Below are 15,274 nucleotides of genomic sequence, written 5' to 3'. Positions count from 1 at the left end.
CCCCGCTCATCGCGCTTCGCGCTCGTCCTCAAACGCCGGACGGGCTGAAACATTGCCGGGGCGGGCAGAAAGGTCACCGGGGCGGGCCGAATCGCCAGGCGGCCATGTTCCCTCCGGCAGGAGGGAACCCGTCGCCCGTAGGCGGGCCGCCAGGCCTGGTGCCGCCACGTACACCCATGCCCTCGTTCTCGTGCCGTCCTCGCACGTGACCTCTCGGGCCACGCGTTCGTAGAGGTTGTCGGGGTCGCCCGGGGAGTAGTCCTCCAGGCGGTCCAGTGCGGTCAGGACGGCTTCGTACGCGGCGGGGTCGGGGGTGATCAAGTCGCCGTGGACGGGGGCGGCTTCGGGGGTTTCCACGGCGTAGGGGTAGCCGGGGCCGGCGTACAGGACCGTGTGCGGGAGGCGGGCGGGGGTGGTCGACGTGATCCGGCCGCGCAGGTACGCGGCGTGGTTGCGTTCGCCAGGGCGCAGGGTGCCGTACACGAAGACCGGCAGCGGCTCGGCGGGTCGGCGGTCCGGCGTCACCGGGCGGTCTCCTCGGCGACCCAGGCCAGGTACGCCGCGCTGCCCCGGGTCACGGGGGTGGCGATGATCTCCGGGGTTTCGTACTCGTGGGCGCGGACCAGCCAGGACTCCAGCTCCTCGTACCGCTCCTCGGTGGTCTTGAGCAGCACCTGCCACTCGCGGGCCGTCTCGATGGCGCCCTCCCAGCGGTAGACGGACGTGACCGGGCCGTTGATCTGCGCGCAGGCCGCGAGGCGCGCGTCGACCGCGCCGCGCGCCAGGGCGTCGGCCTTGCCCGGGGTGTCCGTGGTGGTCAGGACCGTGAGGACGGCGGTCGGTTCTGGCACGGTTTTCGCTCCTCGTATCGGGGGCTCGTCGGGGTTCGTCCGAGGTGGGGCGGGCCCCAGGTTCTTGGGAGGCTACCGGCCTGGCCAAAGGTCCTGATATCGCCGAATTCCTCGCTTCAGCGGTGACTGTTACACAACCTCCGGGTTTCTGTGATGCGTCCTTCCTACCGTCGATCGCGGTGGCCGGTCTCCGCCGCATCCCCGGCGCTTCCCCCCGGGACCGGCCACCACCAAGCCCCCTGCCCCCGGTTCCCCGGTTCCTCCATGCATCTGCGCTTCCGCCTTCTCCTGGGCACACCCCTCGCCGCCCTGGCCGCCGCCGTGCTCTGCGCGTGCGGGGGCGCCGACGGTCTCGGCACCGGCGAACCGGCCCCGCCGGTGTCGGTGCAGCCGCGCCCGGAGCCGCTGTGGTCCGCCTGGTCGGGGTCGTCGCCGTCGGCGCCCGGCGCGGACCCGACGGCGAAGCAGCCGCCGCCCGAGCCGCTCGAAGGACTCGACGCGCTCGGGCCCGGCGGGCTCGCCAAGGCCGACGTACGGGAACTGCTGCGCGCCGACACTCGGCTGCGGACGCTCGCCGACCGGCCGATGATCAAGAAGCCGGGGCACCCAGGCATCCGGCCCCCGGTGCGCACCGACCTCACCGGTGACGGCCGGCCCGAGATGCTCGTCGCGATCGACGTGGAGAGCGGGCGCAGCGTGCTCGCCGTCTACCACGAGGAGCGCGGGAAGGTCTATCCGATCCTGTTCACCGCGGGGCGGCGGCTCGCCGTTGAGACGCTCGGCACCGATCTGCTGGTGCGCAGCCCGTGCGCGGACGGCGGCGAGCAGGCCGTGCGCTACCACTGGGACGGCACCCGGATGTCCACCGTCAGCGACGTCAAGAGCTATGAGAAGCCCGGTCACGGGGAGGACGGGACCACTCTGCCTTCGCCCTCCGGCGACCCCGGCAAGTCCGACGGCTCCGGCCACCCCGGCCACCCCGGAGCCCGCCCATGACGCTCCGCCCCCTGGGTGCGCTCCTCGTCCGGCTGCCCGCCCGCGCCCTCGCCGCCCTCAACACCCTCGGCCTGCGCTGGAAGATCGCCGCGCTGCTCGCCGCCGGGTGCGCGGTCGTCGCCGTCGCCATCGGGCTGCTCGTCCACCACGCGCGCCTGGACCAGGTGTGCGACGGCGCCCGGTCCGCGGCCACCGCGCAGCTCGTGCGGGTGCGTCAGGTGTACGAGCTGACCGGGCAGGTCCCGCAGGACGACACGGACGCGGCCATCGACGCGCCCGGCCTGCCGGGACCGCTGCGGGCCGCCGCGCTCGACGGGCGCCGCACCACGTATCTGGACATGGACGGGGCGGGGGGCGGCGAACCCGTCGTGTGGGCGGCGCGGCCGGTCGGCGAGCACGTGCTCTCCGTACGGATGCCGCTGCGCGAACAGGCCGACGAGATGGCCGAGTTCGACCGGCAGCTCATCGGGTCCGGCGCCGTCGTCGTGGCGCTCGCCGCGCTCGGCGGCGCGGCCCTCGCCAGCAGGCTCAGCCGTGATCTGCGGACGGCGGCCGCCACGGCGCGCCGCATCAGCCAGGGCGAGCTGGACGCCCGCATCGGCCATCCGCTGCCGCCGGGCTTCCGGCACGGCAAGAACGAGGTCGCCGACCTGGCCACCGCAGTCGACACCATGGCCGCCTCGCTGCAGCGGCGCCTGGAGGCCGAGCAGCGGTTCACCGCGGACGTCGCGCACGAGCTGCGCACGCCCCTGACCGGGCTGCACACGGCGGCCGAACTGCTGCCGCCGAGCCGCCCCACCGAGCTGGTGCAGGGCCGCGTCGTCGCCCTGCGCGCCCTCACCGAGGACCTGCTCGAGGTCGCCCGGCTCGACGCCGACGTGGAGCGGCCCGACCTGGACGTGCACCCGCTGGGCACGCTCGTCGAGGGCATGGTCCAACGGGCGGGCTGCGCCGATCAGTTCAGCGGCCGCGGGGTGCGGTTCGCGCGCGCCGGCGAACGTCTCGTACGGACCGACGCGCGCCGCCTGGAACGGATCCTGACGAACCTCGTGGGCAACGCCCGCAAGCACGGCGGCGGCCCCGTCGACCTGCGCGTCGACGGGGCGGTGGTCACCGTGCGCGACCGCGGCCCGGGCTTCCCGCCACACCTGCTGCGCGAGGGCCCGCAGCGGTTCCAGACCGGCGCCCGGGAACGCGGCCAGGGCACCGGCCTCGGCCTGACCATCGCGCTCGGGCAGGCCGCCGTCATCGGCGCGCGGGTGGAGCTGAGCAACGCCGCCGACGGCGGGGCGGTGGCGGTCGTACGCCTGCCGGAGGCGTGAGCGCGCAGATCGCAGGCCGCGCGCAGGGCGTCAACTGCCGTACGCCCGCACCTCCTTGGCGCCCCGCAGCGCCCACGCCCACCAGCGGAGCTGGTCCAGCATGCCCTGGGCCGCGGCGTCCGCGACGGCGGGGTCGCGGTGGTTGCCGTCGGCGTCGAAGAGCGAGCCCGCGTTGTGGAAGGACACCGTGTCGCGGACGGTGACCATGTGCAGCTCGGCGAAGACCTGGCGGAGCTGCTCGACGGCGCGCAGGCCGCCCGAGATCCCGCCGTAGGAGACGAGGGCGACGGGCTTGGCCTGCCATTCGTCGCGGTGCCAGTCGATGACGTTCTTCAAGGACGCAGGGAAGGAGTGGTTGTACTCAGGTGTAAGGACGATGAAGGCGTCGGCCTCGGCCAGCTTCGGGGTGACCTTGGCGAGCTCGGCGAGGACGTCGGCGGAGGGACTGAAGGACAGCGAGGTGGGCAGGTCCACCTCGGCCAGGTCGACGACGTCCGCCTCGAAACCCTCGTGGCCGCGCACCCGGCGCAGCAGCCATTCGGCGACCACCGGGCCGAAGCGGCCCTCGCGGTTGCTGCCGACGATCACGGCGACCTTCACCGGCGTATCGGCGGTGTCCTTGAGGACGGCGGCGGGGGACGGGGAAGAGATCGGGGAAACGGTCTGGGCCGTGGTGGTGTTCATGCAGAGAGCTTCTGACCTAAACCAAGGTTTAGGTCAAGCGGTGTCCGCGACTAATCTGGCGGCATGACGACGCATCTCGCACCGGACGCCAAGGAAGCCACCGTCGGCGAGCTCGCCGAGCGCAGCGGAGTGGCGCCCTCCGCGCTGCGTTTCTACGAACGGGAAGGGCTCATCTCCAGCCGTCGCACCTCCGGCAACCAACGCCGCTACAGCCGGGACACACTGCGCCGCGTCGCCTTCATCCGCACCTCGCAGCGACTCGGCATCCCCCTCGCCACCATCCGCGAGGTGCTGAAGCTGCTCCCGGAGGACCGCACGCCCACCCGGGAGGACTGGGCCCGCATCTCGGAGTGCTGGCGCGCGGACCTGGACGAACGCATCCGCACCCTGCAGCGGCTGCGCGACAACCTCACGGACTGCATCGGCTGCGGCTGCCTCTCGCTCGACCGGTGCGCCCTGTCGAACCCGTGGGACGAGCTCGCCGCGCACGGGCCGGGGCCGCGCCGCCTGCTGGAGGACTGAGGGGCCGGCCGCGGGTCGTCCGCGCGCGGCGCGCGGGCGTACTCCGTACGTGGCCACGTGATCGCGAACGTACGGTGGCGCCATGACGAAGACACCCCCAAGCAGCCCGACCAGCCCAACCAGCGGCGATGTGACGCGACTTGAGGTCGACGGCGCGCCCGCCACCGTCGACTCGCTGCGCGCCCGCGCCCTCGACACCTTCGGGCACTTCACCGCCATGCAGGTCAGGGACGGCCGGGTGCGTGGCCTCGGGCTGCATCTGGCGCGCCTGGACGCCGCCACCCGCGAGCTGTTCGACCAGGGGCTCGACGGCGAGCGGGTCCGCGGCCTGGTGCGGCACGCGCTCGCCGGGGACGGCGGCGCCGACAGCGCGACCGGCATCATCCGCGACGCCTCGGTCCGCGTGTACGTGCACGCCCCCGGCGGCACCCCGTCCCTGATGGTCACCGTGCGCCCGCCGACCGAGCTGGCTGCCGCCCTGGCGGACCGGGCGCAGGCGCTGAAGTCCGTGCCGTACGTGCGGCCGGTCGCGCACATCAAGCACCTCGGCGGCTTCGGGCAGGCCTACCACGGGCGCGAGGCGCGCCGCGCGGGCTACGACGAGGCGCTGCTCACCGGCCCGGACGGTGTGATCAGCGAGGGCGCCATCACGAATGTGGCCTTCTTCGACGGGCACGAGGTGGTGTGGCCCGACGGCCCGCACCTGGCGGGCATCACCATGCAGCTCCTCGAGGCGCGGCTCGCGGACGCGGGGCTGCCCACGCGCCGGGGGCCGGTGCGGCTGCGGAATCTGCCCGGGTACCGGGCCGCCTTCGTCACGAACTCCTGGGGTGTCAGTCCAGTGCGGCGCGTGGACGACGTGGACCTTCCCTTCGACGCGAAGCTGATGGCGATCGTCGCGGGGGTGTACGAGGACGTCCCCGGCGACCTGATCTGAGCGGGAGCCCGACGTGAGCTGAGCGGGAGCCCGACGTGAGCCCGGCCGGGTCGCCGGTGCACGGACGCCGGGCCGGGTCACCCATTCACAGGCGCCGCGCCACGGCTTCGGTCCGCTCTCCACGACACCCCCGGTGACCTGCTGGAACGTTCCCGTCGAAGCGTCAGGATGCGGGCCCGCGCAGTGTTTCTGATGCCCCCTCAACAGGCGTGCGGGGCCGAGTGCCACTTACCTCAAAGGTGCGTCCCGCACGAAGGCCTCGACAGGAGCAAGCACCCATGCGCACTGCCCGCAAGACCATGCGCACCGCCCGCAAGCTGACGACCTCCGCCGCGCTCGCAGTCACCTCGGCCGGCCTGCTCGCCGCCCCCGCGTCCGCGTCCGCGGTGGACGCCGCCGTCGCACCCGTCGCGCCCGTCGCACCCGTCGCACCCGTCGCACCCGCTGCGCCCGTCGGCGGCCTGGAGGTGGCACCGGCCACCGTCACGCCCGGCACCACCGTCACGGTGCGCACGACGGCGTGCGGCGCGGACGGCAGCGCGACGGGGGACGCGAGCGCGGTGGGCGCGGGCACCTTCGCGCTCGCCGCGGCGGAGCGCCCGGAGGTGGCGTCCGGGCGGTTCAAGGTGCCGCCGTCGGCGCAGCCCGGTACGTACGAGATCGTCGCGCGCTGTGCGGGCTCCGGCGCGGACGACGGCCGGCAGGTGGCGGGCGACCTGTCGGTGACGCTGACGTCCACGGCGTCCGCCCGCGAGGAGCAGCCGGTGCCCGTGCCGGTGCATCCGCGGGGGCACGTGAAGACGGGGGTCGGCGGCGCCCTTGGCCCCGATCCCGTGAAGACCGCGGCGGGCGTGGCGGTTCTCGCCGTCGCCGCCGCGGGCGGTACCTGGCTCCTGCATCGCCGGGCGAGAGGCGACAGGATCTGACGGGCCCCCTCCGCGGTCCGCGGGTACCGCCGCTCCCCTCCCGCTCCCGTCCGCCGTCCCTCGCGGGCGGGAGGGGGAGGCGGGGACTGGCCGTGGGCCTTGAACCGCGCCGCCGCCGGTACACACCCGTGCACCCGCACATACCCACTCCCCATCCCCGACCCCGAGGGGGCGAGCCATGCGCCGGACACAGCGGCGAGGGAGGTTCGGTACCTCCGTCATAGCCACCGTCACCGCGCTCGCGCTGGGCAGCGGTGCCTGGCTGGTGTACGAGGGCACGGCGTCCCATCCGCCGCCGCAGCCGTCGGCCTCGCAGGCGGCCGCGCCCGGCACCGGCCGCGTGGGGCTGACCGCCGCCGCGCCGCTGCCGCCGTCGCCGCCCGACCGGATCCGCATCCCGGCGATCGACGTGGACGCGCCGCTGATGGGGCTCGGGCTGACCCGGCAGGGCAGCCTCGATGTGCCGCCGTCGCGGCACAAGAATCTCGCCGGGTGGTACGAGGCGGGGACCACGCCCGGTGAGCGGGGTACGGCGATCGTGGCGGGGCACGTCGACAACGCGGAGGGGCCCGCCGTCTTCTACCGCCTCGGCGGGCTCGCCAAGGGCCGCGTGATCGAGGTGGAGCGGCGGGACGGCGGGGTCGCGCTGTTCACGGTCGACGCCGTCGAGGTGTACGACGCGAAGGGGTTCCCCGACGAGAAGGTGTACGGTGCCGCGGCGCGGCCCGAGCTGCGGGTCATCACCTGCGGCGGGGCGTACTCCAAGGAGACGGGCTACCAGGGAAACGTGGTCGTCTTCGCCCACCTCACCGGGGCGAGGTAGCTGCCGCCGGCTGCGGCAACCCCTCCACCTCAGCGAGCCGGCTGCCGCCAGCCGCAGCGACCCCTCACCCCCAGCCACACCGGGCGAGCCGTCTGCAACCCCCTCCGCCGCTCCGCGGCGGAGCCTCCCACCCACCCACCCGTGACCCTCGTCCCAGCCGCACCGCCGGAACCCGCTGCCGAACCCAACCGTCCAGGGCACCCCACCCACGCCAGCCAAACGTCCAGCGCACCCCACCCACCCAAACATCCGGGACACACCCCACCCACCCGCCCAACCGCTCGGGCCACCCCGTGGCCCACCCAAAGTCCCACCGAGACGGGCGGGCGGGCGGGAAAATCCCGCCGCGCAGCGGCGGGCACCACCCACCGCCCCGCAGCAAAAAAGCGACCGGCCGAGGAACGATCCCCCGGCCCCCGCCCAAAGTCCGACCGCAAACGGGCGGGCGGGTGGGAGAAACCCGCCGCGCAGCGGCGGGCACCACCCACAACCCCGCAGCAAAAGGCTCCACGGCCGGTGAACGAACCCCCTCGGGCCCACCCAAAGTCCGACCGCAACGGGTGGGCGGGTGGGAGCAATCCCGCCGCGTCAGCGGCGGGCACCACCCACGAACCCGCAGCAGAAAGACCACCAGCCGACAAACGAGCCCCGGCCCCACCCAAAGTCCCACCGAGACGGGTGGGCGGGCGGGAGAAACCCCGCCGCGCCAGCGGCGGGGCACCACCCACCTGCCCGCGGGCAAGAAACCCACCGCCCCCGGCGACAACCCCCCACCGCGCAGCGGTGACCCCCGTCCACCCCGCGTGGGACAGCGGTGAACCCCGTCCAGCCCGCGCGGCCAGCGCCCCTCACAGCCGCCACCCCACCCCGCTGAGCCCGCCGTTCCGCGCGGGAAACAACCCGGTACCCACCGGGAAACGTCCGCCCCGCACGCTGCGGAGCATGACCCAGAGGACCCCGCACCCGAGGCCCCCGCACCCGCGGCCCCGCGTAGTCGTGCTGGGCGCCGGCCTCGCTGGCGCCCGCCTGGCCGCCCGCCTGGGCCCGGACGCAGTCCTGATCGGCGAGGAGCCGCACGCCCCGTACAACCGCGTCCTGCTCACGGACGTGCTCGCGGGCCGCTACGGCCCGGAGCTGATCACGCTGCCGGAGCCCGCCCCGGGCTCCTACCTGCGCACCCGCGCCGTCCGCGTCGACCGCGCCGACCGCGTGGTGCTGTGCGAGGACGGCTCCCGCGTCCCGTACGACACCCTGGTCCTGGCCACCGGCGCCAACCCGGTGCTGCCGCCGCTGCGCGGCCTGTTCGCGCCCGGCGCCACGGAGCTGCCGGGCGGGGTGCACGCGTTCCGGACGATGGCCGACTGTCTGGCGCTTTCCGAGGCCGCCCGCGAGGGCACGCGCGCGGTGGTCGTCGGTGGCGGGCTGCTCGGCGTGTGCGCGGCGCGCGCGCTGGCCGACCGGGGTGTCCAGGTGGTCCTGGCGCAGCAGGGCGACCGGCTCATGGAGCGCCAGCTCGACCCGGACGCGTCGGAGCTGGTGCACCGGCATCTGACCGCCCTCGGCGTGGAGGTGCACACCGAGTGCCGGGTGCGCGGCGTGCGGCAGATCGACGGGGCGGTGCGGTCGGTGGAGCTCGCCGACGGGTACGTGCTGGGCACCGACCTGACGGTTCTGGCCTGCGGCGTGCGCCCCCGCATCGGACTGGCCCGCGCGGCGGGCCTGGACGTGCGGCGCGGCGTCGTCGTGGACGACCACCTGCGCACCAGCGACCCGCACATCCGCGCCATCGGGGACTGCGCCGAGCACGCGGGCGAGGCCCGCTGCCTGGCCGCACCCGCCCTCGACCAGGCCGACGCCCTCGCCGCCGCCCTGACGTCCCCGAACCCGGACTCGGCCCGCCCGTACTCCGGCACCCGCTCGCTGACCCGGCTGACCCTTCCGCACCGCGAACACCCCCTGGAACTGGCGGCGTTCGGCGACCCCGAGACCCGCCCCGACGACGACGTCGTGCGCCTCACGGACGCCACCCGCGGCACCTACCGCAAGGTCGTCGTGCGCGGCGACCGGCTGGTCGGCGGCGTACTCCTCGGCGAGCTGACGGCCGTGGGCGCGCTCGCCCGTGCCTGGGAGTCCGACGAACCCCTGCCCGACGACGGCAGCCCGCTGCTGCACCTGCTCACTCACGACGGAGGCCACTGACCTCATGGATGCCATGGACCCGAAGGACCCGATGGACCCGGCGCTCAAGAAGACCCTCGTCCTCGTCGGGCACGGCATGGTCGGCCAGCGCTTCCTCGAAGCCCTCGCCGAGCACGGCCTGACCGCGACGCACCGCGTCGTCGTCCTGTGCGAGGAGCCGCGCCCCGCCTACGACCGCGTCCAGCTCACCTCGTACTTCTCCGGCCGCACCCCGGACGAACTCTCCGTCACCGACGCGGAGTTCATCGAGAAGCACGGCATCGAGCTGCACGTCGGCGACCCCGCCGAGCACATCGACCGGCAGGCGCGGACCGTCACCTCGCGCGCCGGGCGCACCCTCACGTACGACACCCTCGTCCTCGCCACCGGCTCGGTGCCGTTCGTGCCGCCGGTGCCGGGCAAGGACGCGGACGGCTGCTTCGTCTACCGCACCATCGAGGACGTCCTCGCCATCGAGGCGTACGCGAAGGCGAACGCCACGACGGGCGCGGTGGTCGGCGGCGGGCTGCTCGGCCTGGAGGCGGCGGGCGCGCTGCAGGGGCTCGGCCTCGGCACGCACATCGTGGAGTTCGCGCCGCGCCTGATGCCCGCGCAGGTCGACGACGGCGGCGGCGCGGCGCTGCTGCGCACGCTGACCGGCCGGGGCCTCGCGGTGCACACGGGCACCGGCACGCAGGAGATCCTCACCGACGACGCGGGCGCGGTGCGCGCGATGCGCCTCTCGGACGGCTCGGAGCTGGAGGTCGGCCTGGTCGTGTTCTCGGCGGGCGTGCGGCCGCGCGACCAGCTCGCCCGCGACTGCGGCCTCGCGGTCGGCGAGCGCGGCGGCGTCACCGTCGACGAGCGGTGCCGCACCAGCGACCCGGCGGTGTACGCGATCGGCGAGTGCGCGCAGGCCGCCGACGGCCGGGTGTACGGCCTGGTCGCGCCCGGCTACGAGATGGCGCAGACGGCGGCCGCCGCGATCGCCTCCGGCGACGACTGCGACGCGGCGTTCACGGGCGCCGACATGTCCACCAAGCTGAAGCTGCTCGGCGTCGACGTGGCGTCGTTCGGCGACGCGCACGGCGCGGCCGAGAACTGCCTCGACGTCTCGTACGCCGACTCCCGCTCGGGCACGTACAAGAAGCTGGTCGTCGGCGCGGACGGCACGCTGCTCGGCGGGGTGCTCGTGGGCGACACGGAGGCGTACGGGACGCTGCGCGCGCTGACCGGCTCGGTGCCGCCGGTGCCCGCCGAGCAGCTGGTGCTGCCCGCGGGCGCGGGCGCCGCCCCGACCCTCGGCCCGGAGGCGCTGCCCGGCGACGCGGTGGTGTGCAACTGCCACAACGTCACCAAGGACGCGGTGCAGGCCTGCGCGACGCTGCCCGAGGTGAAGAAGTGCACCAAGGCCGGTACGGGCTGCGGGAGTTGCGTCAAGCTCATCGGCCAGCTGCTTCCGCAGTCCGGCGACACGGGCCTGTGCGGCTGCTTCGCGCAGACCCGCCAGGAGCTGTACGAGATCGTCCGCACCCTGCGCGTCGCCTCCTTCCAGGAGCTGCTCGACCGGCACGGCCGCGAGGCGGCGCGTGGCGGCGAGGGCTGCGAGACCTGCAAGCCCGCGGTCGCCTCGGTCATCGCCTCGCTGGCGCCCGCGATCGGCGCCGACGGCTATGTGCTCGACGGCGAGCAGGCGGCCCTGCAGGACACCAACGACCACTTCCTCGCCAACCTCCAGAAGAACGGCTCGTATTCGGTGGTGCCGCGCATCCCTGGCGGTGAGATCACGCCGGACAAGCTCATCGTGATCGGCGAGGTGGCACGGGAGTTCGGGCTCTACACGAAGATCACGGGCGGCCAGCGCATCGACCTGTTCGGCGCGCGGGTCGAGCAACTCCCCTTGATCTGGGCCCGTCTGGTCGAGGCGGGCTTCGAGTCCGGGCACGCCTACGGCAAGGCGCTGCGCACGGTGAAGTCCTGCGTCGGGCAGACCTGGTGCCGCTACGGCGTGCAGGACTCGGTGCGCATGGCGATCGACCTGGAGCTGCGCTACCGGGGGCTGCGCGCCCCGCACAAGCTGAAGTCGGCGGTGTCGGGGTGTGCCCGCGAGTGCGCGGAGGCCCGCTCCAAGGACTTCGGCGTGATCGCGACGGCGAGCGGCTGGAACCTGTACGTCGGCGGCAACGGCGGCGCGACGCCGCGCCACGCGGACCTGCTCGCCCAGGACCTGGACGACGCCGGACTGGTGCGGCTCATCGACCGGTTCCTGATGTTCTACATCCGCACCGCCGACCGCCTGGAGCGCACCTCGGCCTGGCTGGAGCGGATCGACGGCGGCCTCGACCACGTGCGCGACGTGGTGGTGGACGACTCGCTGGGGATCTGCGCCGAGCTGGAGGCCCTGATGGCGGACCACGTCGCGTACTACCGCGACGAGTGGGCCGAGACCCTCGCCGACCCCGACCGCCTCGCGCGGTTCGTGTCGTTCGTGAACGCGCCCGAGTCCCCGGACCCCCTCGTCGCCTTCGTCCCCGAACGCGGCCAGATCAAGCCCGACCTGCCGCTGCTGACCCTGCGGCCCCTGGAAGGAAGCTCCGCGCGATGACGACGATGACCGATACGAGCACGGCGACCGATACGGCCGGTACGGCCGATACGACCACGGCGGCCGACGCGCCCGCGCCCGCCGCGCCCGCCGACGCGAGCGTCCAACTGCGCCTGGACGGCGCCTGGTTGACCGTGTGCGCCGCAGCGCGCCTCACCCCGAGCCGGGGCGTGGCCGTGCTGCTCCCGGACGGGCGGCGGCAGGCGGCGCTGTTCCTGGACCGCGCCGGACGGCTGTACGCCATCGACAACCGCGACCCGTTCTCCGGCGCGGCCGTGCTCTCGCGCGGTCTCGTCGGGTCGGCGGACGGCCGCCCGTTCGTCGCCTCGCCGCTGCTGAAGCAGCGCTTCGACCTGGAGACGGGGCGGTGTCTCGACGACGACGAGGTGGGGGTGGGGGTGTACGAGGCGCGGGTCTCCGCCTAGTATTGGATCGCCTGGTCCAATACTGGCGGGCCAGGCGCTCTCATACGCCGAGGAGTCCCCATGCCCGCCGCAGCCCGCACCCGCTTCACCGGTCGCACCGCCCTCGTCACCGGCGGCGGCTCCGGCCTCGGCCGCGCCGTCGCGCTGGCCTTCGCCGCCGAGGGCGCGAACGTCGTCGTCACCGGCCGGTCCGAGGGCCCGCTGAAGGAGACCGTGGCGCTGATCGAGGAGGCGGGCGGCACGGCCCTCGCGCACACCGCCGACGTGACGCGCGCCGCCGACGTCGAGGCCGTGGTGCGCGCCGCCGTGGACCGCTTCGGCTCCCTCGACGTGGCCGTGAACAACGCGGGCCTCCTCCGCGGCGGCGCGCCGGTCGCCGACCTCTCCGAGGAGGACTGGCACGCCCTGCTCGACACCAACGTGACCGGCGTGTTCCTCGCGCTCCGGGCCGAGGTGCGGCAGATGCGCGCCCAGGAGGGCGGCGGCGCGATCGTGAACATCGCCTCCAACCTGGGCGCGCACAAGCGCCGTCCGGGCATCGCCGGGTACGTCGCCGCGAAGGCCGCCGTCTCCGCGCTCACCCGCGGCGCCGCCCTCGACCACATCCAGGACGGCGTCCGCATCAACGCCGTCAGCCCCGGCCCGTCCGCGACCTCGATGTCGCTGCGCCCCGGCGAGAGCGACGCCGACCGCACCGCCCGCATGAAGGGCGAGTCGCCGCTCGGCCGGGTCTCCGACACCGCCGAGATCGCGGCGGCCGTCCTCTACCTGGCGTCGGACGACGCCGCGTCGGTCGTGGGCACGGACCTGGTGGTCGACGGGGGCGCGTCGGCCTGAGCCACGGCCGTCCGCGTGCGGGCGCGGCACGTCCACCGGAAGGCCGCCGTACTGCTGCCCGACGAGACGTACAGGCGTACGCTCAGCGGCATGACGCGCCCGGAGCGTACGAAGAACTGGACCGCCCACCACATTCCCGACCAGAGCGGACGCACGGCCGTGGTCACCGGCGCCAACAGCGGCATCGGCTATGTGACGGCCCGTGAACTGGCCCGCCGCGGCGCCCGGGTGATCCTCGCCTGCCGCAGCGAGGAGCGCGGCACACGGGCCCTCGCCCGGCTCGTGTCCGACGTGCCGTCCGCCGACGCCGAGTTCAGCTCCCTCGATCTCGGCGACCTCGCGTCCGTACGGAACTTCGCGGAGCGTTACGAACGCGAGGCCGGCGGACGGCTCGATCTGCTCGTGAACAACGCGGGCGTGATGGCGCTGCCGTACCGGCGCACCGCGGACGGCTTCGAGACCCAGTTCGGGGTGAACCACCTGGGGCACTTCGCGCTCACCGGACTGCTCCTGCCGCACCTGCTCGCCGCGCCCGGCGCCCGCGTCGTCACAGTCGCCAGCATGGCCCACATGCTGGCCAACATCGACATCGCGGACCTCAACAGCGAGCATCGCTACCGCCGTTGGCCCGCCTACGCCCGCTCCAAGTCGGCCAACCTGCTCTTCACGCACGAGCTGGCACGGCGCCTGGCCGCCCACGGCTCCGACGTCGTCGCGGCGGCCGCCCACCCCGGCTACGCCGCGACGAACCTCCAGTCGGCCGGCCCCCGGATGTCGGGCCGCAAGGCCACGGAGGCGGTCATGGCGATCGGCAACCGCCTGGCCGGCCAGTCCGCCGAGGCAGGCGCCCTGCCCACGCTGTACGCGGCCACGGCCCCCGGGGTCCGACCGGACTCCTTCACGGGCCCGAGCTTCCTCGCCTGGCGCGGCGCCCCCGCCCCGTCCCCCCGCGCCAAGTGGACCCGCAACAACACGGCAGGCGAACGCCTTTGGGCAGCGTCGGAGGCGCTGACGGGGGTGACGTACGAGGCCCTGAAGGCGTGAGGGCGCGACACCGCCACCCGTAAGGCTGAGGACGCGGCACCGGTAAGGCTGAGGGCGCGGTACCAGGCGCCCCGTTAGTGGCGCGGGACTGTATCGATTTGCGGCTCCGCCGCGCGGGCGCGACCAGCCCCCACCGACCCGAGGCTGAGACGGCGCGGCACCACGCGCCCCGTAAGGGGCGCGGGACTGTATCGATTTGCGGCTCCGCCGCGCGGGCGCGACCAGCCCCCACCGACCCGAGGCTGAGACGGCGCGGTACGCGCCCCGTTAGGGGCGCGGGGAACTGCGCGACCAGCCCCCACGGCCCGCAGACGCCCCGCAGCAGGTGTGGCACACACGTCCCGCGAAGCTAACGCAGGCCCGACGCCTCGAACACAGCCTTGGCCTCCCGCCCGTCCAACCGAGCCAGCAACCGGGTCAGCTCAACCGACCCGGACCGCAGCAGGCCAGCGGCCAGAGAAGCCCGGGCACCCGCGTCCAGGCGATGCAGCAGCAACGGATTCTCGGCAAGGACCTTCGGGTCGAACTCGACCCGATTGCCGAGCGAGTCACACAGCACAAGCCGCGCGGCAACCGTCTCGCTGGTCCGCACCGTGGTGAGCAGACACGTGCACACGTGCCGCCGACGCAACGGCCCCCGCACGGCAAGCCAGCCGGGCCCCGCACTGACCCGCGCCGGATGCAGGATCACGTACAACAGGGCGGCCAGCCCCGCCCACAGCCCCGTACGCACAGCGCTCAGCGACCCCGCCGCGAAGTCGACCAGCATGATCAGGGCGAACAGGGCGAGCGAGCAGAAGACGGCGGCGCGCAGGTCGGCCGCCCAGCGCCGGTCGGTCACCACGGCGTCCGCGTCCGGCGCACGGGTCGCGTCCACTGCGTGCGCCGCGTGCCTGCCCCGAGTCGTCCAGTCATGTCCCATGTGCCGCACGGTAGGACGGCGCCCCCACGCCGTCCGCGGCGTTGACGCCGTGCATACACGTGCACGGCACACCTTGACGCGCCGCTGACGCGCCCCTCAACGAGGCGTCAAGAGGTGTCCGGCCCTCGTCAAAGAGCCGCCAAGAGTGCTGATCTCCGGCGCACGCGCGCTGACGCTGTTGCTTGCTCGCCGCCTCGACCAA

Annotated in this window: 15 protein-coding genes; 11 read left to right on the top strand and 4 right to left on the bottom strand. The window is 74.3% G+C overall.

The features are described from left to right. Nucleotides 1-6: 6 nt before the first annotated feature. Complete coding sequence (locus AC0KTA_RS25815) at nucleotides 7-525, bottom strand: gamma-glutamylcyclotransferase family protein (protein WP_481050599.1); 519 nt, start codon at nucleotides 523-525, stop codon at nucleotides 7-9. Then, complete coding sequence (gene cutA / locus AC0KTA_RS25810) at nucleotides 522-851, bottom strand: divalent-cation tolerance protein CutA (protein ID WP_481050598.1); 330 nt, start codon at nucleotides 849-851, stop codon at nucleotides 522-524. Before cutA ends, AC0KTA_RS25815 begins: the two co-directional genes overlap by 4 nt. A 264-nt stretch (nucleotides 852-1,115) precedes the next feature. Between cutA and AC0KTA_RS25805 the strand changes: the two genes are divergently transcribed. Together AC0KTA_RS25805 and AC0KTA_RS25800 are read left to right on the top strand one after the other, a co-directional pair. Continuing rightward, nucleotides 1,116-1,847 (top strand): hypothetical protein, encoded by a 732-nt coding sequence (locus tag AC0KTA_RS25805; RefSeq protein ID WP_481050597.1) that lies wholly within the window; start codon nucleotides 1,116-1,118, stop codon nucleotides 1,845-1,847. Then, the gene (locus AC0KTA_RS25800; RefSeq protein ID WP_481050596.1) at nucleotides 1,844-3,169 is read left to right on the top strand and encodes a sensor histidine kinase; all 1,326 of its coding nucleotides are present in this window, start codon (nucleotides 1,844-1,846) and stop codon (nucleotides 3,167-3,169) included. The genes AC0KTA_RS25805 and AC0KTA_RS25800 overlap by 4 nt, the downstream gene beginning before the upstream one ends. Before the next feature lie 30 nt (nucleotides 3,170-3,199). Here the strand turns inward: AC0KTA_RS25800 and AC0KTA_RS25795 are convergent, their stop codons facing one another. Further along, a complete protein-coding gene (locus AC0KTA_RS25795; RefSeq protein ID WP_481050595.1) occupies nucleotides 3,200-3,853 on the bottom strand; it encodes an NADPH-dependent FMN reductase in 654 nt (217 codons plus the stop codon). A gap of 63 nt (nucleotides 3,854-3,916) precedes the next feature. Here AC0KTA_RS25795 and soxR point away from each other — a divergent pair, with 63 nt between their 5' ends. From soxR to AC0KTA_RS25750, 9 genes are all read left to right on the top strand, one after another. Beyond that, nucleotides 3,917-4,375 (top strand): redox-sensitive transcriptional activator SoxR, encoded by a 459-nt coding sequence (gene soxR / locus AC0KTA_RS25790; RefSeq protein ID WP_481050594.1) that lies wholly within the window; start codon nucleotides 3,917-3,919, stop codon nucleotides 4,373-4,375. 82 nt (nucleotides 4,376-4,457) lie between these two features. Next, nucleotides 4,458-5,312 carry an aminotransferase class IV gene (locus AC0KTA_RS25785; RefSeq protein WP_481050593.1) on the top strand — a complete coding sequence of 285 codons (855 nt, stop codon included), beginning with the start codon at nucleotides 4,458-4,460 and terminating at the stop codon, nucleotides 5,310-5,312. 299 nt (nucleotides 5,313-5,611) lie between these two features. After that, nucleotides 5,612-6,238 carry a hypothetical protein gene (locus AC0KTA_RS25780; RefSeq protein WP_481056562.1) on the top strand — a complete coding sequence of 209 codons (627 nt, stop codon included), beginning with the start codon at nucleotides 5,612-5,614 and terminating at the stop codon, nucleotides 6,236-6,238. 178 nt (nucleotides 6,239-6,416) lie between these two features. Beyond that, nucleotides 6,417-7,061 (top strand): class F sortase, encoded by a 645-nt coding sequence (locus AC0KTA_RS25775; protein ID WP_481050592.1) that lies wholly within the window; start codon nucleotides 6,417-6,419, stop codon nucleotides 7,059-7,061. 942 nt (nucleotides 7,062-8,003) lie between these two features. Further along, entirely contained in the window at nucleotides 8,004-9,260 is a 1,257-nt protein-coding gene (locus AC0KTA_RS25770; protein WP_481050591.1) for an NAD(P)/FAD-dependent oxidoreductase, read from the top strand. 13 nt (nucleotides 9,261-9,273) lie between these two features. Continuing rightward, nucleotides 9,274-11,844 carry a nitrite reductase large subunit NirB gene (gene nirB / locus AC0KTA_RS25765; protein ID WP_481056561.1) on the top strand — a complete coding sequence of 857 codons (2,571 nt, stop codon included), beginning with the start codon at nucleotides 9,274-9,276 and terminating at the stop codon, nucleotides 11,842-11,844. Then, nucleotides 11,841-12,269: a nitrite reductase small subunit NirD gene (gene nirD, locus AC0KTA_RS25760; RefSeq protein ID WP_481050590.1), complete on the top strand. Its 429-nt coding sequence runs from the start codon at nucleotides 11,841-11,843 to the stop codon at nucleotides 12,267-12,269. The genes nirB and nirD overlap by 4 nt, the downstream gene beginning before the upstream one ends. Before the next feature lie 60 nt (nucleotides 12,270-12,329). Continuing rightward, nucleotides 12,330-13,106 carry an SDR family NAD(P)-dependent oxidoreductase gene (locus AC0KTA_RS25755; RefSeq protein WP_481050589.1) on the top strand — a complete coding sequence of 259 codons (777 nt, stop codon included), beginning with the start codon at nucleotides 12,330-12,332 and terminating at the stop codon, nucleotides 13,104-13,106. Nucleotides 13,107-13,196: 90 nt separating this feature from the next. Next, the gene (locus tag AC0KTA_RS25750; RefSeq protein ID WP_481050588.1) at nucleotides 13,197-14,150 is read left to right on the top strand and encodes an oxidoreductase; all 954 of its coding nucleotides are present in this window, start codon (nucleotides 13,197-13,199) and stop codon (nucleotides 14,148-14,150) included. A gap of 349 nt (nucleotides 14,151-14,499) precedes the next feature. Here the strand turns inward: AC0KTA_RS25750 and AC0KTA_RS25745 are convergent, their stop codons facing one another. Continuing rightward, entirely contained in the window at nucleotides 14,500-15,072 is a 573-nt protein-coding gene (locus tag AC0KTA_RS25745) for a hypothetical protein (RefSeq protein ID WP_481050587.1), read from the bottom strand. Between the last annotated feature and the right edge of the window lie 202 nt (nucleotides 15,073-15,274).

This window comes from Streptomyces sp. Y309 (assembly GCF_056712025.1).
Note: the sequence above shows the minus strand (reverse complement) of the source record. Positions and strands in the feature narration are given on the sequence as shown.

What these genes read in the sequence shown, in the direction of transcription:
- AC0KTA_RS25805 (WP_481050597.1), top strand. Translation starts at nt 1,116, where the DNA reads ATGCATCTGCGCTTCCGCCTTCTCCTGGGCACACCCCTCGCCGCCCTG.
- AC0KTA_RS25800 (WP_481050596.1), top strand. Translation starts at nt 1,844, where the DNA reads ATGACGCTCCGCCCCCTGGGTGCGCTCCTCGTCCGGCTGCCCGCCCGC.
- AC0KTA_RS25795 (WP_481050595.1), bottom strand. Translation starts at nt 3,853, where the DNA reads ATGAACACCACCACGGCCCAGACCGTTTCCCCGATCTCTTCCCCGTCC.
- soxR (WP_481050594.1), top strand. Translation starts at nt 3,917, where the DNA reads ATGACGACGCATCTCGCACCGGACGCCAAGGAAGCCACCGTCGGCGAG.
- AC0KTA_RS25785 (WP_481050593.1), top strand. Translation starts at nt 4,458, where the DNA reads ATGACGAAGACACCCCCAAGCAGCCCGACCAGCCCAACCAGCGGCGAT.
- AC0KTA_RS25780 (WP_481056562.1), top strand. Translation starts at nt 5,612, where the DNA reads ATGCGCACCGCCCGCAAGCTGACGACCTCCGCCGCGCTCGCAGTCACC.
- AC0KTA_RS25775 (WP_481050592.1), top strand. Translation starts at nt 6,417, where the DNA reads ATGCGCCGGACACAGCGGCGAGGGAGGTTCGGTACCTCCGTCATAGCC.
- AC0KTA_RS25770 (WP_481050591.1), top strand. Translation starts at nt 8,004, where the DNA reads ATGACCCAGAGGACCCCGCACCCGAGGCCCCCGCACCCGCGGCCCCGC.
- nirB (WP_481056561.1), top strand. Translation starts at nt 9,274, where the DNA reads ATGGACCCGAAGGACCCGATGGACCCGGCGCTCAAGAAGACCCTCGTC.
- nirD (WP_481050590.1), top strand. Translation starts at nt 11,841, where the DNA reads ATGACGACGATGACCGATACGAGCACGGCGACCGATACGGCCGGTACG.
- AC0KTA_RS25755 (WP_481050589.1), top strand. Translation starts at nt 12,330, where the DNA reads ATGCCCGCCGCAGCCCGCACCCGCTTCACCGGTCGCACCGCCCTCGTC.
- AC0KTA_RS25750 (WP_481050588.1), top strand. Translation starts at nt 13,197, where the DNA reads ATGACGCGCCCGGAGCGTACGAAGAACTGGACCGCCCACCACATTCCC.
- AC0KTA_RS25745 (WP_481050587.1), bottom strand. Translation starts at nt 15,072, where the DNA reads ATGGGACATGACTGGACGACTCGGGGCAGGCACGCGGCGCACGCAGTG.